The sequence below is a fragment of the Cellulomonas cellasea genome (assembly GCF_030372105.1).
GTDB lineage: Bacteria > Actinomycetota > Actinomycetes > Actinomycetales > Cellulomonadaceae > Cellulomonas_A > Cellulomonas_A cellasea_A.
Map to the genome: position 1 here is coordinate 45,930 of NZ_JAUDBQ010000009.1, position 17,411 is coordinate 63,340.

Annotated in this window: 16 protein-coding genes; 7 read left to right on the forward strand and 9 right to left on the reverse strand. The window is 69.5% G+C overall.

The features are described from left to right. The first annotated feature begins 254 nt into the window (after positions 1–254). Positions 255–749 carry an FBP domain-containing protein gene (locus tag QUV83_RS09990; RefSeq protein ID WP_289564323.1) on the forward strand — a complete coding sequence of 165 codons (495 nt, stop codon included), beginning with the start codon at positions 255–257 and terminating at the stop codon, positions 747–749. A gap of 124 nt (positions 750–873) precedes the next feature. On the opposite strand, the gene QUV83_RS09995 is transcribed toward QUV83_RS09990, so the two are convergent. Then, entirely contained in the window at positions 874–2,055 is a 1,182-nt protein-coding gene (locus QUV83_RS09995) for an acyltransferase family protein (RefSeq protein WP_289564325.1), read from the reverse strand. 78 nt (positions 2,056–2,133) lie between these two features. Next, positions 2,134–2,403, reverse strand: coding sequence for a hypothetical protein (locus QUV83_RS10000; RefSeq protein WP_289564327.1), 270 nt, complete (start codon positions 2,401–2,403; stop codon positions 2,134–2,136). Positions 2,404–2,492: 89 nt separating this feature from the next. Here QUV83_RS10000 and QUV83_RS10005 point away from each other — a divergent pair, with 89 nt between their 5' ends. Together QUV83_RS10005 and QUV83_RS10010 are read left to right on the forward strand one after the other, a co-directional pair. Continuing rightward, positions 2,493–3,341 (forward strand): metalloregulator ArsR/SmtB family transcription factor, encoded by an 849-nt coding sequence (locus QUV83_RS10005; RefSeq protein ID WP_289564329.1) that lies wholly within the window; start codon positions 2,493–2,495, stop codon positions 3,339–3,341. After that, the gene (locus tag QUV83_RS10010; protein WP_289564331.1) at positions 3,338–3,928 is read left to right on the forward strand and encodes a dihydrofolate reductase family protein; all 591 of its coding nucleotides are present in this window, start codon (positions 3,338–3,340) and stop codon (positions 3,926–3,928) included. Before QUV83_RS10005 ends, QUV83_RS10010 begins: the two co-directional genes overlap by 4 nt. Before the next feature lie 44 nt (positions 3,929–3,972). On the opposite strand, the gene QUV83_RS10015 is transcribed toward QUV83_RS10010, so the two are convergent. Further along, entirely contained in the window at positions 3,973–4,839 is an 867-nt protein-coding gene (locus tag QUV83_RS10015) for a helix-turn-helix transcriptional regulator (RefSeq protein ID WP_289564332.1), read from the reverse strand. 183 nt (positions 4,840–5,022) lie between these two features. On the opposite strand from QUV83_RS10015, the gene QUV83_RS10020 reads away from it, so the two are divergent. Further along, a complete protein-coding gene (locus QUV83_RS10020; RefSeq protein WP_289564333.1) occupies positions 5,023–5,886 on the forward strand; it encodes an SDR family oxidoreductase in 864 nt (287 codons plus the stop codon). A gap of 17 nt (positions 5,887–5,903) precedes the next feature. Here QUV83_RS10020 and QUV83_RS10025 read toward each other — a convergent pair whose 3' ends face one another. The 6 genes from QUV83_RS10025 to glmS all read right to left on the reverse strand — a co-directional run bounded on the left by QUV83_RS10025 (position 5,904) and on the right by glmS (position 13,089). After that, the gene (locus QUV83_RS10025; protein WP_289564334.1) at positions 5,904–6,878 is read right to left on the reverse strand and encodes a hypothetical protein; all 975 of its coding nucleotides are present in this window, start codon (positions 6,876–6,878) and stop codon (positions 5,904–5,906) included. Between the two features lie 139 nt (positions 6,879–7,017). Further along, the gene (locus QUV83_RS10030) at positions 7,018–8,106 is read right to left on the reverse strand and encodes a hypothetical protein (RefSeq protein ID WP_289564335.1); all 1,089 of its coding nucleotides are present in this window, start codon (positions 8,104–8,106) and stop codon (positions 7,018–7,020) included. Next, positions 8,103–9,062 (reverse strand): nucleoside-diphosphate kinase, encoded by a 960-nt coding sequence (locus QUV83_RS10035; protein WP_289564336.1) that lies wholly within the window; start codon positions 9,060–9,062, stop codon positions 8,103–8,105. The genes QUV83_RS10030 and QUV83_RS10035 overlap by 4 nt, the downstream gene beginning before the upstream one ends. 39 nt (positions 9,063–9,101) lie before the next feature. Continuing rightward, positions 9,102–10,370, reverse strand: coding sequence for an aminotransferase class III-fold pyridoxal phosphate-dependent enzyme (locus QUV83_RS10040; RefSeq protein ID WP_289564338.1), 1,269 nt, complete (start codon positions 10,368–10,370; stop codon positions 9,102–9,104). Beyond that, a complete protein-coding gene (gene purN, locus QUV83_RS10045) occupies positions 10,367–11,206 on the reverse strand; it encodes a phosphoribosylglycinamide formyltransferase (RefSeq protein ID WP_354003935.1) in 840 nt (279 codons plus the stop codon). The genes QUV83_RS10040 and purN overlap by 4 nt, the downstream gene beginning before the upstream one ends. After that, positions 11,203–13,089, reverse strand: a complete 1,887-nt coding sequence (gene glmS, locus QUV83_RS10050; protein WP_289564340.1) for a glutamine--fructose-6-phosphate transaminase (isomerizing) — start codon at positions 13,087–13,089, stop codon at positions 11,203–11,205. The genes purN and glmS overlap by 4 nt, the downstream gene beginning before the upstream one ends. A 538-nt stretch (positions 13,090–13,627) precedes the next feature. Between glmS and QUV83_RS10055 the strand changes: the two genes are divergently transcribed. The 3 genes from QUV83_RS10055 to QUV83_RS10065 are packed head-to-tail and all read left to right on the forward strand — an operon-like array spanning position 13,628 to position 17,408. Further along, the gene (locus QUV83_RS10055) at positions 13,628–15,193 is read left to right on the forward strand and encodes a nucleotidyltransferase family protein (protein WP_289564342.1); all 1,566 of its coding nucleotides are present in this window, start codon (positions 13,628–13,630) and stop codon (positions 15,191–15,193) included. Continuing rightward, the gene (locus QUV83_RS10060) at positions 15,190–16,449 is read left to right on the forward strand and encodes a glycosyltransferase (protein ID WP_289564344.1); all 1,260 of its coding nucleotides are present in this window, start codon (positions 15,190–15,192) and stop codon (positions 16,447–16,449) included. Before QUV83_RS10055 ends, QUV83_RS10060 begins: the two co-directional genes overlap by 4 nt. Continuing rightward, positions 16,446–17,408, forward strand: a complete 963-nt coding sequence (locus tag QUV83_RS10065; protein WP_289564346.1) for a hypothetical protein — start codon at positions 16,446–16,448, stop codon at positions 17,406–17,408. The genes QUV83_RS10060 and QUV83_RS10065 overlap by 4 nt, the downstream gene beginning before the upstream one ends. Positions 17,409–17,411: the final 3 nt, after the last annotated feature.

Below are 17,411 nucleotides of genomic sequence, written 5' to 3' on the forward strand. Positions count from 1 at the left end.
GGTCGGTACGATCGGGGCCGGTCAGTGCCGGGGGACGAGCCCCCAGCCATCGGACGACGGAGCGCGCAGCACGATGCAGCGGGGAAGTGTGGCGGCCGTTCTGGCCTGCTCAGCGGCGGCCCAGCCGCCCGCCCAGCACGCCTGACACCCCCTCATCGGGGGCGGTCGGCGCTGCTCGGCGAAGCGTGCCCTCCCGCCGCGGACAACCGCCGGCGGGACCCGCCACCCGCACTGTCACCCGAGAGCTGAGAACCATGAACCCCCTGACCGAGCAGCAGATCCGCGCGTCCTTCGTGAACTGCTCCCGTGGCGAGGCCACCCGCCTCAACCTCCCGCCCGACCTGGCCGACCTCGACTGGGACCGGCTCGACTACCTCGGCTGGATCGACCGCAAGGCCCCGCAGCGCGCGTGCGTCGTCATCCCCGTCGACGACACGGTGGTGGGGCTGCTGCTCCGCTCCCCCGAGGGCGGCGCCAAGCGCCGCCGCGCCCTGTGCGCCTGGTGCGAGGACGTCTACTCCAAGGACGAGGTGTCCCTGTACGTCGCCCGCCGCTCCGGCGCCGCGGGCCGCAACCTCAACTCGATCGGCACGCTGATCTGCACACGGTTCGGATGCTCGCGCAACGTGCGGCGGCGGCCCACGATCATCGAGGCTGGCCAGGACCCCGAGGGCCTGGTGCAGCGCCGCATCGAGGGGCTGCGCGAGCGGTCCCAGCGCTTCGCCCGCGAGGTGCTGCAGGACCGTTGAGCACCGGCTGCCCGATCAGCGCGGCCCCGAGGCGTCTCACGTCACCTCCCGGAGTCGGGGGTCACCGACCCATCGAACGTCCTGGATCCGCCGACTCCGGCTCGCCCGGCGACGACGCGCATCGTCACCCGACGGTGGTGGGCGGCGCCGTCACGCGTCCGATAGGCGCCCCGGACTCGTAACCGACGCTCCGCGCCCACCGTTGCCCGACGCGGCGCGTGGGGACCTCGACCAACCTATGCACGACCCACGCGCATGCCACCGCGATACCAGTGGCGGTGAGCACTGCGAGAGGCGCCCAGACGCCGTGCGCGGCCATGACCGACAGAAGCGCATAGCCGAGGACGGGGTGCACCACATAGAGCGGGTAGCTGATGTTGGCGAAGAAGTCCGCCGCCGAGTTTCGCTTCCAGCCTTCTCCGAATGACCAGATGACGACGAACAGGACGATCGTGCCAACAAACGTGAGCCGGTACTCGAGCGTGGTGGGCGCCACCGGGCTAGTCGATGAGAGGAAGAAGTAGAGCGCCATGAGGAAGGGGATCAGCGCCGCCATCGCGGCGCGCTCAAGATTGCCGCGACGGTACGCCGAGAGCACGACTCCGACGAGCATCACCGGGATGTACGGGCAAGCGAGCAGCACGATGTAGCGGATCCCTCCGAACGGCGTGCCGAGCGGAAGAGGGTCGAGCAGCCACTGGGTGGCTGCGCACACCACGGCCGTGCCCGCGATCGCCCACCAGCGAGTCGTGAGCTTCCGGTAGGCGACGACGCACACCGCGTAGAAGACGAGCTCGATGATGAGGGTCCAGACGATTCCATCGCCCGGCGCCAGGCTGCCGAGAACGAGCGACAGGCCGGGCACTGCGCCGGTGAGGATGGACCCGAGACTGAGCTCCTGGTTCGGGTCCGAGACGAATGCGATCGTGGCGCAGGTGACGAGGTAGCCAGCCGCATACGTCGGCAGGACGCGCATGGCCCGGCCAAGAAGGAATCCGCGGCGGCTGTAACGATCGAGCGAGATGGCGATCACATATCCGCTCAGGAGGAAGAACAACCCGACCCCCAGCGCGGCGAAGTTCACCGGCAGCCACTCGAGGAACCGCGCCCACCGCGGGGCATTCTCAGCGCCCGCGTAGAGCGGAGGGCGGCGTGCGAGGCCTGCGGAGACGTCTTGGTGAATCCAGAACGCGACGGCGTAGTGATACCCGAGCACCGTGACCGCCGCCACGCCGCGCAGCGCATTGGCCCATTCGACTCTCTTAACGTCGAGAGGATAGCGGCGGCGAAACCACGCGTCGTCCAACGCTTCTTTCGCGGGCGCACGACGATCACATCGACACCCAAGTGGTCGGACGCGGGCCCGCTCTCGACGCGGCAGCTGTCATCTCCGTCGGGCTCCTCCGAGCCCGAGTCGGCGTGCGCGTTCCCTTCGCTCGCTCGTCCACGCGGATCCGACGAGCACCGGCAGGCCGATCAGCGTGCCGAGCATGAATTGATGCACGCCCGGCCTGCCGGCGAGGAGCACGGCCAGCAGGAGGCCCGGCAAAGCTGCCGCGACGAGCGTGGTGCCGGCGGCTTTGCGGCCTCTGGCGAGGAACACCCCGCCCGTGATCGCGACAGCGGCGCAGCCGAGTGCTAGGGAGATCACCACGCTGCCGATGATGGCAGCGGCGACTTCCTCTGGGGCGCTCCTCGGAGTATTCCTTGACAAGAATATTCTCGCCGAGGAATCATCGTCGAATGGATACTCGCTTCGCCGCGCTGGCCGACCCCGCCCGCTGGCGACTCGTCACGCTCCTCGCCGAGCGGCCCCGGCCGGTCGGTGTGCTGGCCCGGCTCGCCGGCGCACGGCAGCCCCAGACCACCAAGCACCTGCAGACCCTCGAGCGAGCCGGGGTGGTCGTGTCCCAGCGTTCCGGCCAGCGCCGGATCTACGCGCTGAGCCCGGAGGCGCTGCGGGAGGCATCGGCAGCACTGAGCGCCTTGGCGGACGAAGCCGACCGGGCTGGCTCGCGCGAGGCCTTCGAGCGCTACGGGATGGACCTCTCGCGGGAGCGGCTCGCCGCCCACGAGCCAGGCTGGGCTGACGGCCGCTCCTTCGAGTTCACTCGATCGCTCGCCGGGCGACCCGAGGTGGTCTGGCGGCACCTCACCGAGGCCCTCCTGCTCGCACAGTGGTGGACGCCGGAGGACCTACGCGTGTCCGAGCTCGTCTTCGAAGCGCGCCCCGGCGGCCGGATCCTCCACGAGTACCGCGACGTCGAGGACGTGGACGGCTCGGACCCCGTCGCCGGGCGCGCACGGGGAGAGGTGGTCGAGGTGCGCCCTGGCGAGCGCCTGGCCTATCGGCTCTCCCCCGTCCTTCCCGACGACCAGGTCGCCTTCACCGCGCACGTCCGTCTCGACCTGCGCGCCACCGAGACCGGCGCCGACCTCGACGTCCATTTCCGGGTCGCCGACAGCACTGTCGAGTCGGCCGATTTCATCGCGGGCATCGAGCTCGGCTTCGGGCAGAGCCTCGACAAGCTCGTGACGATCCTCTCCGCATCCCCCGACAGCGCCGACGCCCACCCGAGGAGCACCACATGACCGACCGCATCGTGACCGCGAACCTCGCCCTCACCCTCGACGGGCGCTACCACGGGCCCGGCGGCCGCGGAGACTTCGGCGCCTTCGCGCCCTACGTCGCCACGGACACCGCGCGCGACCACATGACCCGCATCTGGGAGAACGCGACAACGGCGGTCCTCGGCCGCGTCAACGCCGAGGGCTTCATGGGCTACTGGCCGTCCGTCGCCGACGACGAGGGCGCCGATCCTCGGGACCGCGGATACGCCAGGTGGCTGGTCACCACCGAGAAGGTCGTCTTCTCGACCACGTTGGCCGAAGCGCCGTGGGAACGCACACGCGTGGTGAACGCCCCCGCCGCTGACACCGTCGCGGCGCTCAAGCGCGCCGGTGACGGCGAGATCCTCGTCAACAGCAGCGCGAGCGTCATCACATCGCTCCTGTCCGTCGACCTGGTCGACCGCCTCTACCTCATGATCGTGCCGGAGATCGCAGGCGGCGGACCGCGCCTGCTCGACGACGGCCTGCCCGGCACCCGATGGACGTTGACCCGGCAGGAGGCCGGGGAGTCCGGCGAGCTCGCGATGATCTACGACCGAGCCCGCTGAGGCAGCCGCGCCTGGTTGAGTGCCGCGCCCATCTCCGCGCCCTGCTAGCGAGAGTCGGCCATCATCTTCTGGGTGCCGATGGTCCCGAGGAGCGCGAGCTTGCTCTCGGACTCGCTGCCCGGCTCAGCGGTGCACATCATGATCCGCAGGTCGTGGCGTTGCGTGATGAGGATGTCGCAGTCCAGGTCGAGGGTCCCGACCTCGGAGTGGACCACCCTTTTGATGGTCGGTCCGTGCTCGTCGATCTCGTGACGCGCCCACAGTTCGCGGAACTGCGCGCTGGCCTGGTTCAGCCGTGCGACGAGCTGTCGCAGCTGGGGGTCGTCGGGGTAGCGCCCGGCGCTGCGTCGCAGGTCGGCGACGAGGGACGCGTCGAGGGACTCGGCACTTCCAGGGCCGTGCAGATGGCAGTCCGAAGCACCGGTGAAATGCAGCCACACCAGGTTGCGATCGGATTCCCGCGATGACGCGGGGTCACCCATTAATGCCGCCCACATGGGGTTCCAGAGTAGAATGTTCCACATGGCGTCAAAAACCGCCTGAGGCCTTTCCCCGGTGCGTTCCACCAATCGGCGAATATTCGTCGGCACCATGCGGCTAATGCGCCCACCGCCGGTCGCGTGCCCGGCAAGCCGGAACAGATGCTCCTGCTCGGTGTCGCTGAGCTGCAACGCCTGGGCGAGCGCGACGCACACCTGCACCGACGGCGCTGCCGAGCGCCCCTGCTCCAGCCGCACGATGTAGTCGACAGACACGGAGGCCAGCACCGCGAGCTCTTCACGCCGCAGGCCTGCGGTGCGCCTGGCGGCGCTCGAAGGCAGCCCGGCCATGTGCGGAGCCAGGCGCTCGCGCCACACCCTCAGGATCGTTGCCAGCTCACCTGGCTCACTCGTGGCATTCACGACGCTCATCGTCGCAGTGAATCCTGGGAGACGGCCGGAATCCCCGAAGAATAGCCTGGTACTCCTCTTCCTAGGATGCGTTTCCCCTGCCCCGGGCCGCTAGGAACGAGCCTCTCTGGATCGATCCGGCGATGCGCCATACGTTCATTCCATGGCCATCAGCCATGACCCGTGATCAGAAGGAACAGATTCATGATTGTTGTCACCGGAGCCACCGGTCAGCTCGGCCGCCAGGTCGTCCACCACCTGCTCGCCCAGGGCGTCCCCGCCACCCAGATCATCGCCGTCGACCGCGATTCCGCCGACGCCACCGAGCTGTCCACCCTCGGTGTCGAGGTCCGCTTCGCCGACTACGACCTCCCCGAGACCCTGGCGCCCGCCTTCGCCGGCGCCGACAAGGTGCTGCTGGTGTCCTCCCCCGCAGGCGCCGACGCCATGCGCGTCAAGCAGCACCAAGCCGTCATCGACGCCGCCCTCGAGGTCGGTGTGCAGATCCTCGCCTACACCTCGGTCACGCACGCACCGACCAACACGATGGGACTGGCGCCGGTGCACCGCGCCACCGAGCAGGCCATCGCCGCCTCCGGCCTGCCCGCTGTCATCCTGCGCAACGGCTGGTACGCGGAGAACCACACGGCAGCACTGCGCGGCGCCGTCACGCACGGCGCCCTCACCGGCAGCGCGGGCAACGGCCGGATGGCCGCGGTCAGCCGCGCAGACCTCGCCGAGGCCGCCGCCGTCGTGCTGACCCGCGAGGACCAGGCCGGAAAGACCTACGACCTGACCGGCGACACCACATGGACCTTGTCCGATCTCGCAGCCGAGGCCGCCGCGCAGTCGGGCACGACGCTCACCTACACGGACGTTCCCGCCGAGCAGTACCGACAGGCGCTGCAGCAGGCAGGGCTGCCCGAGCAAATCGTCGAGCTCATCGTCGATGCTGATGTCGCGATCGCCGGTGGCACGCTGGACCACGTCACGAGCGACCTGAGCACGCTCCTGGGTCGACCCACCACGCCGATGTCCGCCATCGTCACTCAGGCTCTGCGCGCCTGAGGCCGCACCACGCGCCCCTACCTCCCGGGCGCGGCCACCTGCGCCGCTGCCTCTGAGAGCAGCCGGTGGGCGCCGGAGCCCTCGGGCACGACCAGCTCGATGCGGGTGGCGCCGGCGCTCAGCGTGACCACCATGACGCCCAGGTAGTCGGGGTGCGGCGCGACGTCGATCGTGTCCGGGGCGTTGAGCGGGATGACCAGGCGCGATGCGGAGTGCATGGGCTTCTTGCCGCGCACCAGCCACTCGTGGCGCCCGAACACCTCCAGGGCGAAAGAGTCACCGGCGACGACGGCGCCGTGGAGTGTCACGGGCGAGAACGCGTGCCCGATGGCCTTGACCGGGTCGGCGCCGCGCAGCGCGACCTGGCGCCGGCCGTGCCCCGACCACAGGGTCAGGCCCGGCAGGCGTCGCGACACGTCCTGGAAGTCCCCGAGCAGGGAGGCGTCCACTCGGCCGAGGTCCGGTGTGGCGCAGGCGTGCTGGGCGCCCGAGTCGATCAGGGCGAACGCCAGGGGACGCGGGTAGCCCTCCGACGCACGGGCCCGGAGCTCGTCGACGAGCGCCCTCATCGCGCTCCGGCCTGAGCCGTTGTACCGGACGGTGAGGTCGGAGCCGGTGCGGGTGTGCAGCGTCAACGTGCCGTCGAGCAGGTTCATGACGTCACGGACCGCCACCACGTCCTCGAACGGCACGTCGCGCACGTCGAAGGCGCCCGGCCCCGGCGCGCGCCGTGGCTGGTGGTCGTGCTCGGTGCGCCGCGACAGGACGGTGAGCCCGTCGTCGTCGAGCACGAGGAGGTGGTCGTACAGGTCCATGTCCGCCGTGGCGTCGCGGCGGGCGATGTTCCGGGGGACCTTGAGCACCAGGCGCCCGGCGTCGAGGTCGACCGGGTGGCCGCGGAACAGGCGGGGGATGTCCTCCGGGAGGCGCACCTCGTCGATCCACGGACCGAAGCGGTCGTACTCGCTGGTTCCGGCCGCTGTGGTGTCCATGTGTCCCGTCTGCCTCTCCGCGGGGTTGTCGCACTTCTGCGTGCTCAGACGGTGACAGCGCCCGTGGGGGGAATCTACTGGACACCCGTGCGTGGCCTCGACCTCGACACCGTTCGCCAAGATGGACGCGCGAATGCGGTCAACGAGACCCGATGCGGCTCTCAGGGCGAAGGCCCACTGCGACGGGGGCGTTGAAGATCCGGCGGGGGACCGACTCGAACACGTCGGAGATCTGCTCCTCGGAGTACCCGGCGGCTCTCATCCGTTCGACGGCGTCCGCCACCGTCGAGACGCACGCCGCGACACGGCCGTCTCGCCGATACCACAGTCCGTTGTCGGAGTGCCTGAACACGGACTGGCCCGCCATCACAGGCGCCTGGATGTCGTCGGTCATCGCCGCCAGATGGCCGGGCCCGAGGAAGTCCAGCGTGCGCTTCGCGACCGCCTGATCGACGTGCTCCCCGTCGAAGTTCATCATGAGGATGAGCTTGCCGCTCACAGCGAGCTCCACGAGACACGCTGGGACCTCCCCGAGAATCCGGGGAAGCGACTCGTGCGTCCACTCCTCCGCGAGCAGGCCTGCGATCTCGACGTCGCGTCGCGACCGCTCGTCATTCGTCCTCCAGGCGTGGACGAAGTTCCTCGGCATGTCGTTGTACAGATGGTCGGTGACGACCCAGGACGCGTCACACCCGTCAAAGCTCCACACGTACTCGACCAGCTCCCGGACCAGGCGGGCGGAACGGCTCGGGTCGTCGTGCCGAAAATGACCCAGAGCGATCCGCACCCCGTTCTGGTAGAAGAGGTCCACGAGATCTTGGAAAGTCCCGCCCGGTGCGATCTCCTCGTCCAACGCGGCATGATCGGGCCCAATGACGATGTACTCCAGGCCGAGCTTCCCGAGGCTCGCGATCCTCTCCCATTCGGCCCACGTGGGGATCCAGCACCCCTCGTCCGGGACGCCGCCATGGGTTCCGAGCAAGGGCCCCTCGACTCCGAAGCCGATGATGCGGTCCTTCACGGCCTGGTCCGCGGCGGAATAGGCCCGCAGGGCGCTCTCGAGCTCGTCGAAGTAGTTCCGCCTCAGGAAGATCGTCGGACACACGTACAGCCGTTGTGCAGCGGCATGCTCGGCGATCAGCCCGAGGTCGCCCGCCCGCATGCTGCTGAAGTCGATGTCCGCGATCCCATGAGTGTGAACCGCGAAACGATCCTCGGTGTTCGTCATCTGTCCGCGCTCGCCTTTCCTAGAGTTTCTGCCTCGTGGACCGTGTTTCTGACTGCTCGACCGGAACTGAGCCCTCGGATGACCGGGGTTCGCGACGGGATGTCGGGGACGACGAAAGTTGTGCCGAGCACGAGTCGGTCCCACCTCGGGATCGCTTTCACCGGCAGCTCGCCGAGTAGGTCGCAGATCGTGCGCCATGTCTCGGGCTCCGCCGGGTCGTCGAAACTCCTGATGAGTTCCGTCAGCCGCTGGGCACGGGGGTCCTGCCGCGCACCCGCCCCGCCGAGGGCCTCATCCAGCTCTCGAGCGATCCGCGAGACGTCGAGGTCGATCCATCCGTGCTGCGCGTCCAACGCCTCGATGGCGCTGAGCAACTCGTCCCCGACGTCGGGCCGCGACTCGATGGCGTTGTAGAGCCGCGTCCGTTCGTCGTGATCGAAGAGGACTCCGATCTCGCGGATGACATCCGCCGGTTCGTCAGCGGTGTGCACGAAGTTGAGGAGGCCGTTCGGCGCCGACACGTCGTGACGCAGTTGCCCCGCGGTCCTCCGGCGGGGGTCTGCGGGCCCTTTCGCCCGGCTCAGCGCCGAACTCGCCGGCCGTGCGTCGTCGCACCACAGCAGCACGAAGAGAGACGGGCCAGCTGTGAGCAGGTCGTCGACGATGGCCTTCCGGTCTTCGCTGGCAACGTTCCACTGGTACTGCCAGAGGCCGCGGATCGTGTGCCGGTCGAACTCGAAAGGCCGGTAGGCGATCGCCCGGTACCCCCGCGCGAGCAGCCACTCCAAGCATCTGCGGCCCGCGCGGCCAGCGAACGCGTCGGGCTTGAGCACCAGGGTGGCCAGGAGCTCCGCGGCCGCGGCGGGGTCCTCGACGTGGGTGCGGAAGTCCGCCCACGACTCGGCGAAGTAGGTGTCGACCGAGTACAGCTCCCGCTTGTCGTGGGACTCCGACATCCATTCAGGGACCGTCTCGCCAGGGTGGTGCCGCGTCATCTAGACCACGCTCCCGCGCACGTCGGCGATCGCCATCTCGAGGATGGATCCGATGCGGGCGACGTCCTCCTGCTCGATGATCAGCGGCGGGTGGATGTTCAGGACATCCGGCGCGATTCCGGTGCTGGCCAGGACGAGCCCTTCGTCGGGGTCGATCGTCAGCGCGCTCGCCCGGACCTGTCCTGCCCAGTCCCCGTTCAGGCGGACGCCGGCTGCGGCGCCGAACACCTCAAAGCCAGCCACAACGTCCCCGTTCCGCCGGAGAAGCTCCTTGAGGACGTCGGTGAGGCCCAACTCGATCGTTGCCACAACGCTCTCCGGGTCGCGCCACGCCTCCCACCTGTCCAGGACGGCGTCGATGACGCCCAGGGTCGAGGGGATCCCCACGTACGTGGACGAGTGGCTTCCCGGCTTGTAGGCCTCAGGCCCGGCCAGATCGTCCCTGCTCCAGACCACTGAGGCGGCAGCGCTGCCGTTCGTGAGCCCTTTGCTCGTCACGACGATGTCGGGGGCGACCCCGGACCGCATGAATCCCCATCGAGGCCCGGTCCGGTGCATGCCGGTGAAGATCTCGTCGGCGATCACGAGCGCGCCCTCGCGCCGAGCCGCGTCGACGTACGCGCGCAGTTCGCGGTGCGACGGCTCGATCATGCCGGCCACGTTCAGGACGGGCTCGAAGATCATGGCCACCGCACGCCGTCCCGACGCACGTCCCCCCACGCCCGTGATCTCCCCGAAGATGTCGGCGGAGCCCTCACGGTAGGAGCCGCTGCCCGGGATCGGCAGTCTCACGACTTCGAGGCCCCAGGCTGCCAGGAGCTCGCGATAGCGAGGGCTCGAGCTCAGCATGCTGGTGACGCCGGACCGCCCATGGAACGCGCCCTGGAAGACGAGGATCGTTCCCGGCCCCTTGTTGGCAGCGACGATCCTCAGCGCCGTCTCCATCGCCTGCGCCCCGCCCAGGTCCAGGTCGACCCGACCCGCAACGCCTGTGACCTCAGAGAAGAGCCTCTCCAGCCGTTCAAGGACGTCGAGCCGCTGGGTCGACTCGCAGAACGAGGGAAGAGCGGGCATCCCAGCGATCCGCCGCGCGGCGTCGGCCATCAGCTCGGAGTCGTACCCGAAGGCCAGCGTGCCATTGGCCGCCTCTGCGTCAAGGTACGGGCGGCCCCTGGTGTCGTAGATCCGCAGCCCCTGGCTCCGCTCGAATACCGGTACGACGTCAGACCGGTAGATGAGATTGCCTGTCGACACGTGTCTCGGGATCACGGGCGGTCCTCTCTTCTGTCCTCGTGGGCCGCCAGAGACTGGCCGCCAAACTGCAGCTCCTGCCCGTCGAGCATCACGGCGTGCGACCCGTCCCGGTGTGTCCTCGTCGAGACCGAGATCCGCCCCTCCGCCAGCCGTTCCACCGCCCACCGCAAAGCGGGGCGGTCGCTCATGGCCTTCTGTCGCAGCTCCTGGCTCTTCGCGGTCTCATCCGCGCACACGGGGGTCTGCGGCCCCATGCAGATGATCGGACCGGTGTCGATGCCCTCCGTCACGAAGAAGCAGGACGTCCTGGTCGCTCGCCTGCCGTCAGCCAGCGCCTGGGCAACGGGATTCGTTCCGACGTACATGCGGCGGTTGTCGGGGGTCAGGACTGTCAGGTCCGCCGGATGCACGTTCACCATTCGGTGGCGGTATCGAGCCAGGAGGTTTCCCTGGATGAGGCGGTGGTAGGCAAGGACGACGAGGTCGATCCGCCCGTTGACGCGTTCCCACGCCTCGATGCGCTCGTCGAGCCGGTCGTGCCACTCACGGGCGCGTGCCTCGTAGTCGGCGATCCTCCCGGCCGCCGCGGCCTCGCTGCGTCTGCCGCACTTCTCGTCGTAGTCGCCGACCCAGGTCTCGACTCCGGCAGATCTCGCCACCTCGACCGCCGGAGCGTGCGGCCCGTGCGCGACCACGAGGGGCACGTCGACCATGTCGGGGGCCCGTCGCGCCATGTCCAGCAGCGTCCTGAGGTTGCTGCCGGTGGCGGAGACGAGCACCGCGACCCGCAAGGGGGCGCCACGGAGGGCGGCGCCAGGCGCCCTTCGTGGCGCGTGGTCCACGCCGCTCACTCGACCGTGACCGACTTGGCGAGGTTGCGCGGCTGGTCCACGTCCAGGCCCTTGGCCGCGGCGAGCGCCATCGCGAACATCTGCAACGGCACGACAGCCAGCAGGGGCTGGAGCAGTTTGGGCGCCTGCGGGATCCAGAAGACCTCGTCCGCGTACGCGTGGACCTCGTCGTCGCCGTCCTCGGCGATCACGAGTGTGCGGGCCCCGCGGGCGCGGATCTCTTGGATGGTCGAGATCATCTTGGAGTGGAGCGAGTCACGCCCGCGCGGCGACGGGACCACCACGAACACCGGCTGTCCCTCGTCGATGAGGGCGATGGGACCGTGCTTGAGCTCCCCGGCGGCGAAGCCCTCGGCGTGGATGTAGGCGAGCTCCTTGAGTTTGAGCGCGCCCTCGAGGGCGACGGGGAAGCCGACGTGTCGGCCGAGGAACAGCACCGACGACGCGTCGCGCATCGACTCGGCAGTGGCGCGCACGTGCTCCCCGCGCTCGATGACCGTGTGGATTTTCTGAGGCATGTCACGCAGCTCGGCTAGGACTGCGGCTATCTCGTCCGGGCGCATGCATCCCCGCAGCTGTGCCAGGTAGAGGCCGAGCAGGTAGGCGGCGGTGACCTGGGCGAGGAACGCCTTGGTCGACGCGACGGCGATCTCGGGGCCCGCGTGCGTGTAGAGGACCGCGTCGGACTCGCGCGGGATCGTCGAACCATGGGTGTTCACGATGGAGATGACGAGGGCGCCCTGCTCGCGCGCGTGCCGCATGGCCATGAGCGTGTCCATGGTCTCGCCAGACTGCGTCACCGCCACGACCAGCGTCTTCTCGTCCACGATCGGGTCGCGGTAGCGGAACTCGTGCGCGAGCTCGACCTCGACCTCGATGCGGCACCAGCGCTCGATGGCGTATTTCGCCACGTGGCCGGAGTAGGCGGCGGTGCCGCAGGCCACGACGATGATCTTGTTCACCGCTCGCAGGAGCGTCTCGTCGACCCGCACGTCGTCGAGCACGAGGGCGCCCGACGCGTTCGTGCGACCCAGGAGCGTGTCCGCGACTGCCTGCGGCTGATCGTGGATCTCCTTGTCCATGAAAGACCGGAAGCCACCCTTCTCGGCGGCGGCGACGTCCCAGGTCACGGTGAAGCGCCTGGCCTCGCCCGGGTTGCCGTCGAAGTCCGTCACTGCCACTGATGTCGGCGTGATCGTGACGATCTGGTCCTGGCCCAGCTCGAGGGCCTCACGCGTGCGCGAGACGAACGCGGCGACGTCGGAGGCGAGGAAGTTCTCGCCCTCGCCCAGCCCGACCACGAGCGGCGAGTCGTGCCGGGCGCCGACGACGGTGTCGGGCAGGTCGGCGTGCACGGCGAGGAGCGTGAACGTGCCGTGAAGCCGGCCCGCGACGGCCCCCATGGCAGCCGTGAGGTCGCCGGTCTCCCGATAGGCCTTGGCGATGAGCTGCGCCGCGACCTCCGTGTCAGTCTCGGAACGGAAGACCACGCCGTCGGCGAGGAGTTCGTCCCTCAGCACCGCGAAATTCTCGACGATGCCGTTGTGGATGACGGCGAGCCGGTCCCCGTCGGCCAGGTGCGGGTGGGCGTTGGCGTCCGTCGGGCCGCCGTGCGTCGCCCAGCGGGTGTGGCCGATGGCTGCGGTCGCGTCGGGGAGCGGATGAAGCCCGATCTCCTCGACCAGGTTCGCCAGCTTGCCCGCCTTCTTGGCGGACGCCACCCGATCGAGGGATGGGCCGACGAGGGCGACGCCAGCCGAGTCGTACCCTCGGTACTCGAGCCGACTGAGCCCTTCCATCGTGACATCCAGGGGCGTGGATGACGCCGTGACGCCGGCCGTGGCGCCCGGTCCCAGGCCTGTGTACCCGACGATCCCACACATACGAGCGGTCCTTCCTGCCTTCTGCTGATTAGCTGCGCTTCCCGGGACGAGCGGCCGAGGCATCCCTCACAGCCGAGGTCGCGCTGACGACATTCACCCTCCGAGCGCCGAGCAACTCCGCACGCGAGCCGAGGCCCATCGCCACCACCCGCGCCACCTCGACTCTCAGCCGGTGAAGACGGGCCCCTCTCCAACGAGAAGCACGCGCATGCCCTCTCTCTGCTCGTGCGGCGCCGAGCGCTGCTCATTCGCTCCCGGGACCGGCAGGTCGGACCCACGCTCGTCGGCGTCGGAGCCAGTGCCCGACGACTCTGTGCCGCGGGGCCGGAAATTGATACCACCTTGGGACCAAACGCGCCAAATGCGGCAAACCTGCCCTGACGTCACTGAGGCCAACGGCGCCATCCCCTCCCCCGGCGATCAGACAAGGGACGTTTGACCCGATAAATCCTCGCATGTACCGTCTCGCAGGCTTGGCGGGGGGCCTTGGCTTCGGTGCGACCCGCCCCTCGGATTCCGCCCGCTGACGAACCGACTGATGGAGACGCCGTTGTCCTCGCTCGATGCCATTCGTGACGCGCTCGTGTGGGCGGCCGGCGGGCCGGGTAACCCCGATCTCGGCGCGCTCGACCACGCGACTCTCATCGAGGCCCTTGCTCAGCACCGTCTCGAAGGGCGGGCCCTGTCGCGCGCCAGGAACGAGGGCCGCCCTCTTCCCCAGCTGCTCGAGGAGCATCTCGTGGGCTCGCACGCGCGCATCGTGCAGCGCGTCCACGACCAGATCGAGTTGTTCCGCAAGGTGCGGGACTCCATCAGTCACGTGAAGCGCGGCCCCGGCCTGGTCGCGGTCAAGGGTTTCAGCCTGTATGCGCTGACAAAGCACCCCGCGCACGCGTCGCACAGCGCGGACGTGGACGTGCTCGGCGAGGACCCGCACGAGGTCGCACGCGCGGTCGAGGCGACCGGCGGGGCCGGGTTCCACTTCCACGGTGAGGAACACCCCTACGTGTTCGCTCACATGGACGATGTCGAGGTCCACACGCGCTATGTCGTCACGGGGATGCCGCCCGGCCTCTCGGTCGACGTGCAGCGGGTGTCGGGCCCGGTCGAGCTCCGGACGTCGTTCTCGATCACGTCGGTCCTGTACCCCGACCTGGTCGACCTCCTCGTGCCCGGAACAGGCGTTGCGGAGGGGATCGAGGTGCTGTCCCCCGAGATGGCCGTCCTCATTCGTTGCGCCCACGTGTACGTCGGCTTCGCGATGAACACCCAGCCGCTGCCGTGGGCGACGGTACGCCTGGAGGAGCTCGCGCAGATGCGTGACTACCTCTCACTGGACAGCTTCGACGCGGCGCGCTTCCGTGCCTTGCACCAGCGGTACGACGCGGGTCTCGTCACCGACTTCGCGCGCCGGCTCCACCTCGACCTCTTCGGGGAGGACCCTTTCCACGACGTGCTCGAAGACGGGCCCGCTGTCCGGAGCAGTTTCCCGCGCAACCTGTGGTGGGACGGCATCGACGCCGGGTTCCCCGTCGAGATCCCATGGGACGCGCGCAGTCTCGTCGGGTGCGCCGACGACCATGGCGACCTCGCCGAGCTGCTCGGGCCGTCGGAGGTGACGCTTCCCGTCGATGGCGCCGTCTCCGTCTCGTTCCTGGAGAGCGGCGCCCCCGACACCGCCGAGCGCTACGTGCTCCACCGCTACCACGGCGGCCTCGCGTTCGTCCGCGTCGCCCTCGTTGACGCGGCGGACGGGCTGCGGATCACTGTCGCGTTCCCCCCGCTCGCCGACAGCCAGATGGCGGCGATCGGCTGGGCGACGGGCTCGTTCCGGTACGAGCTCTTCTACCGTCCGTCCGCGGGGACGCACGAGTTCGCCGATTACTCGAGTTTCCCCGTGGAGACGCCGCCGAGCGTGGAGGGCTGCACAACGGGAGCCGACGGCGTGACGCTCACGATGAGCCTCCCGTGGCGGGCGTTGGGGCTCGACGGGCCGCTCGCTCCGACCGACACGCTGCCGCTGACGTTCCGTGCGAGGGTGCAAGAGCGTCCGTGGGGCGCCGTCATCGGTGGTGTCGTCGCACCCTTGCGAGTCCGTCGGTGAGCCGCATCCAGGACGCGGCGTGCTGGCCGATGGCCAGCCGCGCCGAGGCGATCGTCAGCAGCATCGTCCTGACGGCGGACCACCTCCTGCAAGAGGCCGCGATCGACTACTGGGACATGTCCTCAGCGGGACACGTGGCCGTGGCCGAGCAGGTCCGCGCGTGCGGCTCGGACGAGGTCGTCGCGGCGCTCGACGCTGTGCTCCGGGCGCCGAGTGACGCTGCGGGCGTGAGCCGCCTCGATGAACGCGTCGCGGAGGCCGTCCGAGAGGACCTCCCCGGGTGGGGGGAGATCGGGGAGCGCGCGTTGCTGGCCGACGGCCTTGGGCGGCTCGCGGCGCACGTCGGACGCCGTCACGACGACCTCGTGCCCGCCGTGACGGCCGAGGAACTGCTCCCGTGGGTGAAGCCGGCTCCCGCGCCCGGCGCCGAGCACGCCCCCGTGTGCGTGGTCATCCCGTTCCGTGACCGGAGCGCGAGCAGATCCCGGCTCCGCAATCTCCTGGCCTGTATCGGCGCACTGGCCGACCAAAGCCTCCACCGCACGTCCTACCGCGTCATCGTCGTCGAGGCCGACGACCAGCCGCGGTGGGAGCAGACGATCCGGCCGTTGGTCGACGACTACGTGCACCTGCCCTCCGGGGGGCACTTCAACAAGTCCTGGGCGGTCAACGTCGGGATCGTCCAGCTCGCCGGGGAGGCCGAGCTGATCTGCGTGCTGGATGCCGACGTGTTCGTCGACGGTGAGTTCGTCGAACGCAACGTGCGGCGGTTCCGTACGAGAGGCGCGCAGGCGCACCTCCCGTTCCGCGACGCGCTGTGCCTCGACGAGGCGTCGTCCCACAGCGCCGCGCGGGACCGGCTCCTGGCGGGAAAGGAGTCGACCGACCTCGACGTGCTTCGCGGTGCGGTCCTCCGGCGGCCTCCCGGCCACTGCGTGTGGGTCCGGCGTGGGCTGTTCCTCCGGGTCGGCGGATTCGACGAGCGCTTCGAGGGCTGGGGCGGTGAGGACCTCGACTTCGTCTTTCGCCTGGACGTCGTCGGAGCGGTGGACCGGTACGACGACACTCTGATCCACCTCTTCCACGAGCGCCCGCAGACCCAGGAGGACGGCCAGCGCTTCTACGCCGGTCGTCGGCTCCTGTCATGGCGCCCGTCCACGCCGATCGGCCAGCTCGCCCGTCCCGCGACATCGTCTGACGACGATCTGGCCGGCCTGATCGAGCGAGTCGAGCACCTCCCGGCGACGACGGCATGAGGGCGTTGTCCTGCCTCGACGCAGGCACGTCATTCGAGCGCATCGACGAGGTCGCGCGGGCGGCCGGCATGGACGCGGTGGTCATCGGCGACGCTGTCGCCACGAACCCCGAGCTCTGCGCACAACTCGAAGAGAGTCGTCTCCGCGTCGTGCTCAACCTGCCGCTGCTCTTCGACCCCGAGCTGCTCGCGCGACGTCCCGAGACCCTTGCGGTGACGAGCACCGGAGGGCGAGCGTCGGTGGGCTGGCTCCAGATGGCCTGTCCGCGCTCGGAGGACTTCTGGACCGACCGGAGCGACGTCCTGCGCACGGCGCTCGCCGCGGTTCGTCCCGACATGGTGTCACTCGACTTCGCCAGGACCTTCGTCTTCTGGGAGCGTGTCGGGCCGGACACCCGACCGGAGCAGATCGAGCACGGCTGCTGGTGCCCGAGGTGCCTCGACGGGCTGGAGCCCCCCGCCGACCGCGAGGAACTGGGCCGGCGGGCGGCACAGGCCGTCACGGCGCGGATCGGGCAGGCTGTCGACCTCGTCCGCGAGTCCCACCCCGATGTGCCGATCGGGGTCAAGGTGGTCCCGTGGCGCATGGCCGACTACGACGGCGCCCGGGAGTGGGCGTGCGGGCAGGACCTGAGCGCCATCGCCCCCTTGGTCGACTTCCTCATGCCGATGTCGTACTCGGCGCTGATCGGCAGGCCGCCTGCGTACCTGCGGGAGATGCACCGTGAGCTCCGGGAGACGGCCGGACGCCCTCTCATGCCGTGGCTCCAGGCGGCCGCACTCGACGGTTCCGACCCCCTCCCCGTAGACGAGATCGCCGCGATGCTCGACGCGATCGAGCACGACGCGGAGCTCGGCTACTGCGTTTTCCACCTCGACGGCATCGCCGATCGACCGGACGTCCTCAAGCTCCTCGCCACGAGGGCGCCGACATCCAACGACGTGAAGGAGATCGTGTGACCG

What these genes read in the sequence shown, in the direction of transcription:
- QUV83_RS09990 (WP_289564323.1), top strand. Translation starts at nt 255, where the DNA reads ATGAACCCCCTGACCGAGCAGCAGATCCGCGCGTCCTTCGTGAACTGC.
- QUV83_RS10030 (WP_289564335.1), bottom strand. Translation starts at nt 8,106, where the DNA reads ATGACGAACACCGAGGATCGTTTCGCGGTTCACACTCATGGGATCGCG.
- QUV83_RS10020 (WP_289564333.1), top strand. Translation starts at nt 5,023, where the DNA reads ATGATTGTTGTCACCGGAGCCACCGGTCAGCTCGGCCGCCAGGTCGTC.
- QUV83_RS10010 (WP_289564331.1), top strand. Translation starts at nt 3,338, where the DNA reads ATGACCGACCGCATCGTGACCGCGAACCTCGCCCTCACCCTCGACGGG.
- QUV83_RS10055 (WP_289564342.1), top strand. Translation starts at nt 13,628, where the DNA reads ATGGAGACGCCGTTGTCCTCGCTCGATGCCATTCGTGACGCGCTCGTG.
- QUV83_RS10065 (WP_289564346.1), top strand. Translation starts at nt 16,446, where the DNA reads ATGAGGGCGTTGTCCTGCCTCGACGCAGGCACGTCATTCGAGCGCATC.
- QUV83_RS10025 (WP_289564334.1), bottom strand. Translation starts at nt 6,878, where the DNA reads ATGGACACCACAGCGGCCGGAACCAGCGAGTACGACCGCTTCGGTCCG.
- QUV83_RS10005 (WP_289564329.1), top strand. Translation starts at nt 2,493, where the DNA reads ATGGATACTCGCTTCGCCGCGCTGGCCGACCCCGCCCGCTGGCGACTC.
- QUV83_RS10015 (WP_289564332.1), bottom strand. Translation starts at nt 4,839, where the DNA reads ATGAGCGTCGTGAATGCCACGAGTGAGCCAGGTGAGCTGGCAACGATC.
- glmS (WP_289564340.1), bottom strand. Translation starts at nt 13,089, where the DNA reads ATGTGTGGGATCGTCGGGTACACAGGCCTGGGACCGGGCGCCACGGCC.
- QUV83_RS10035 (WP_289564336.1), bottom strand. Translation starts at nt 9,062, where the DNA reads ATGTCGGAGTCCCACGACAAGCGGGAGCTGTACTCGGTCGACACCTAC.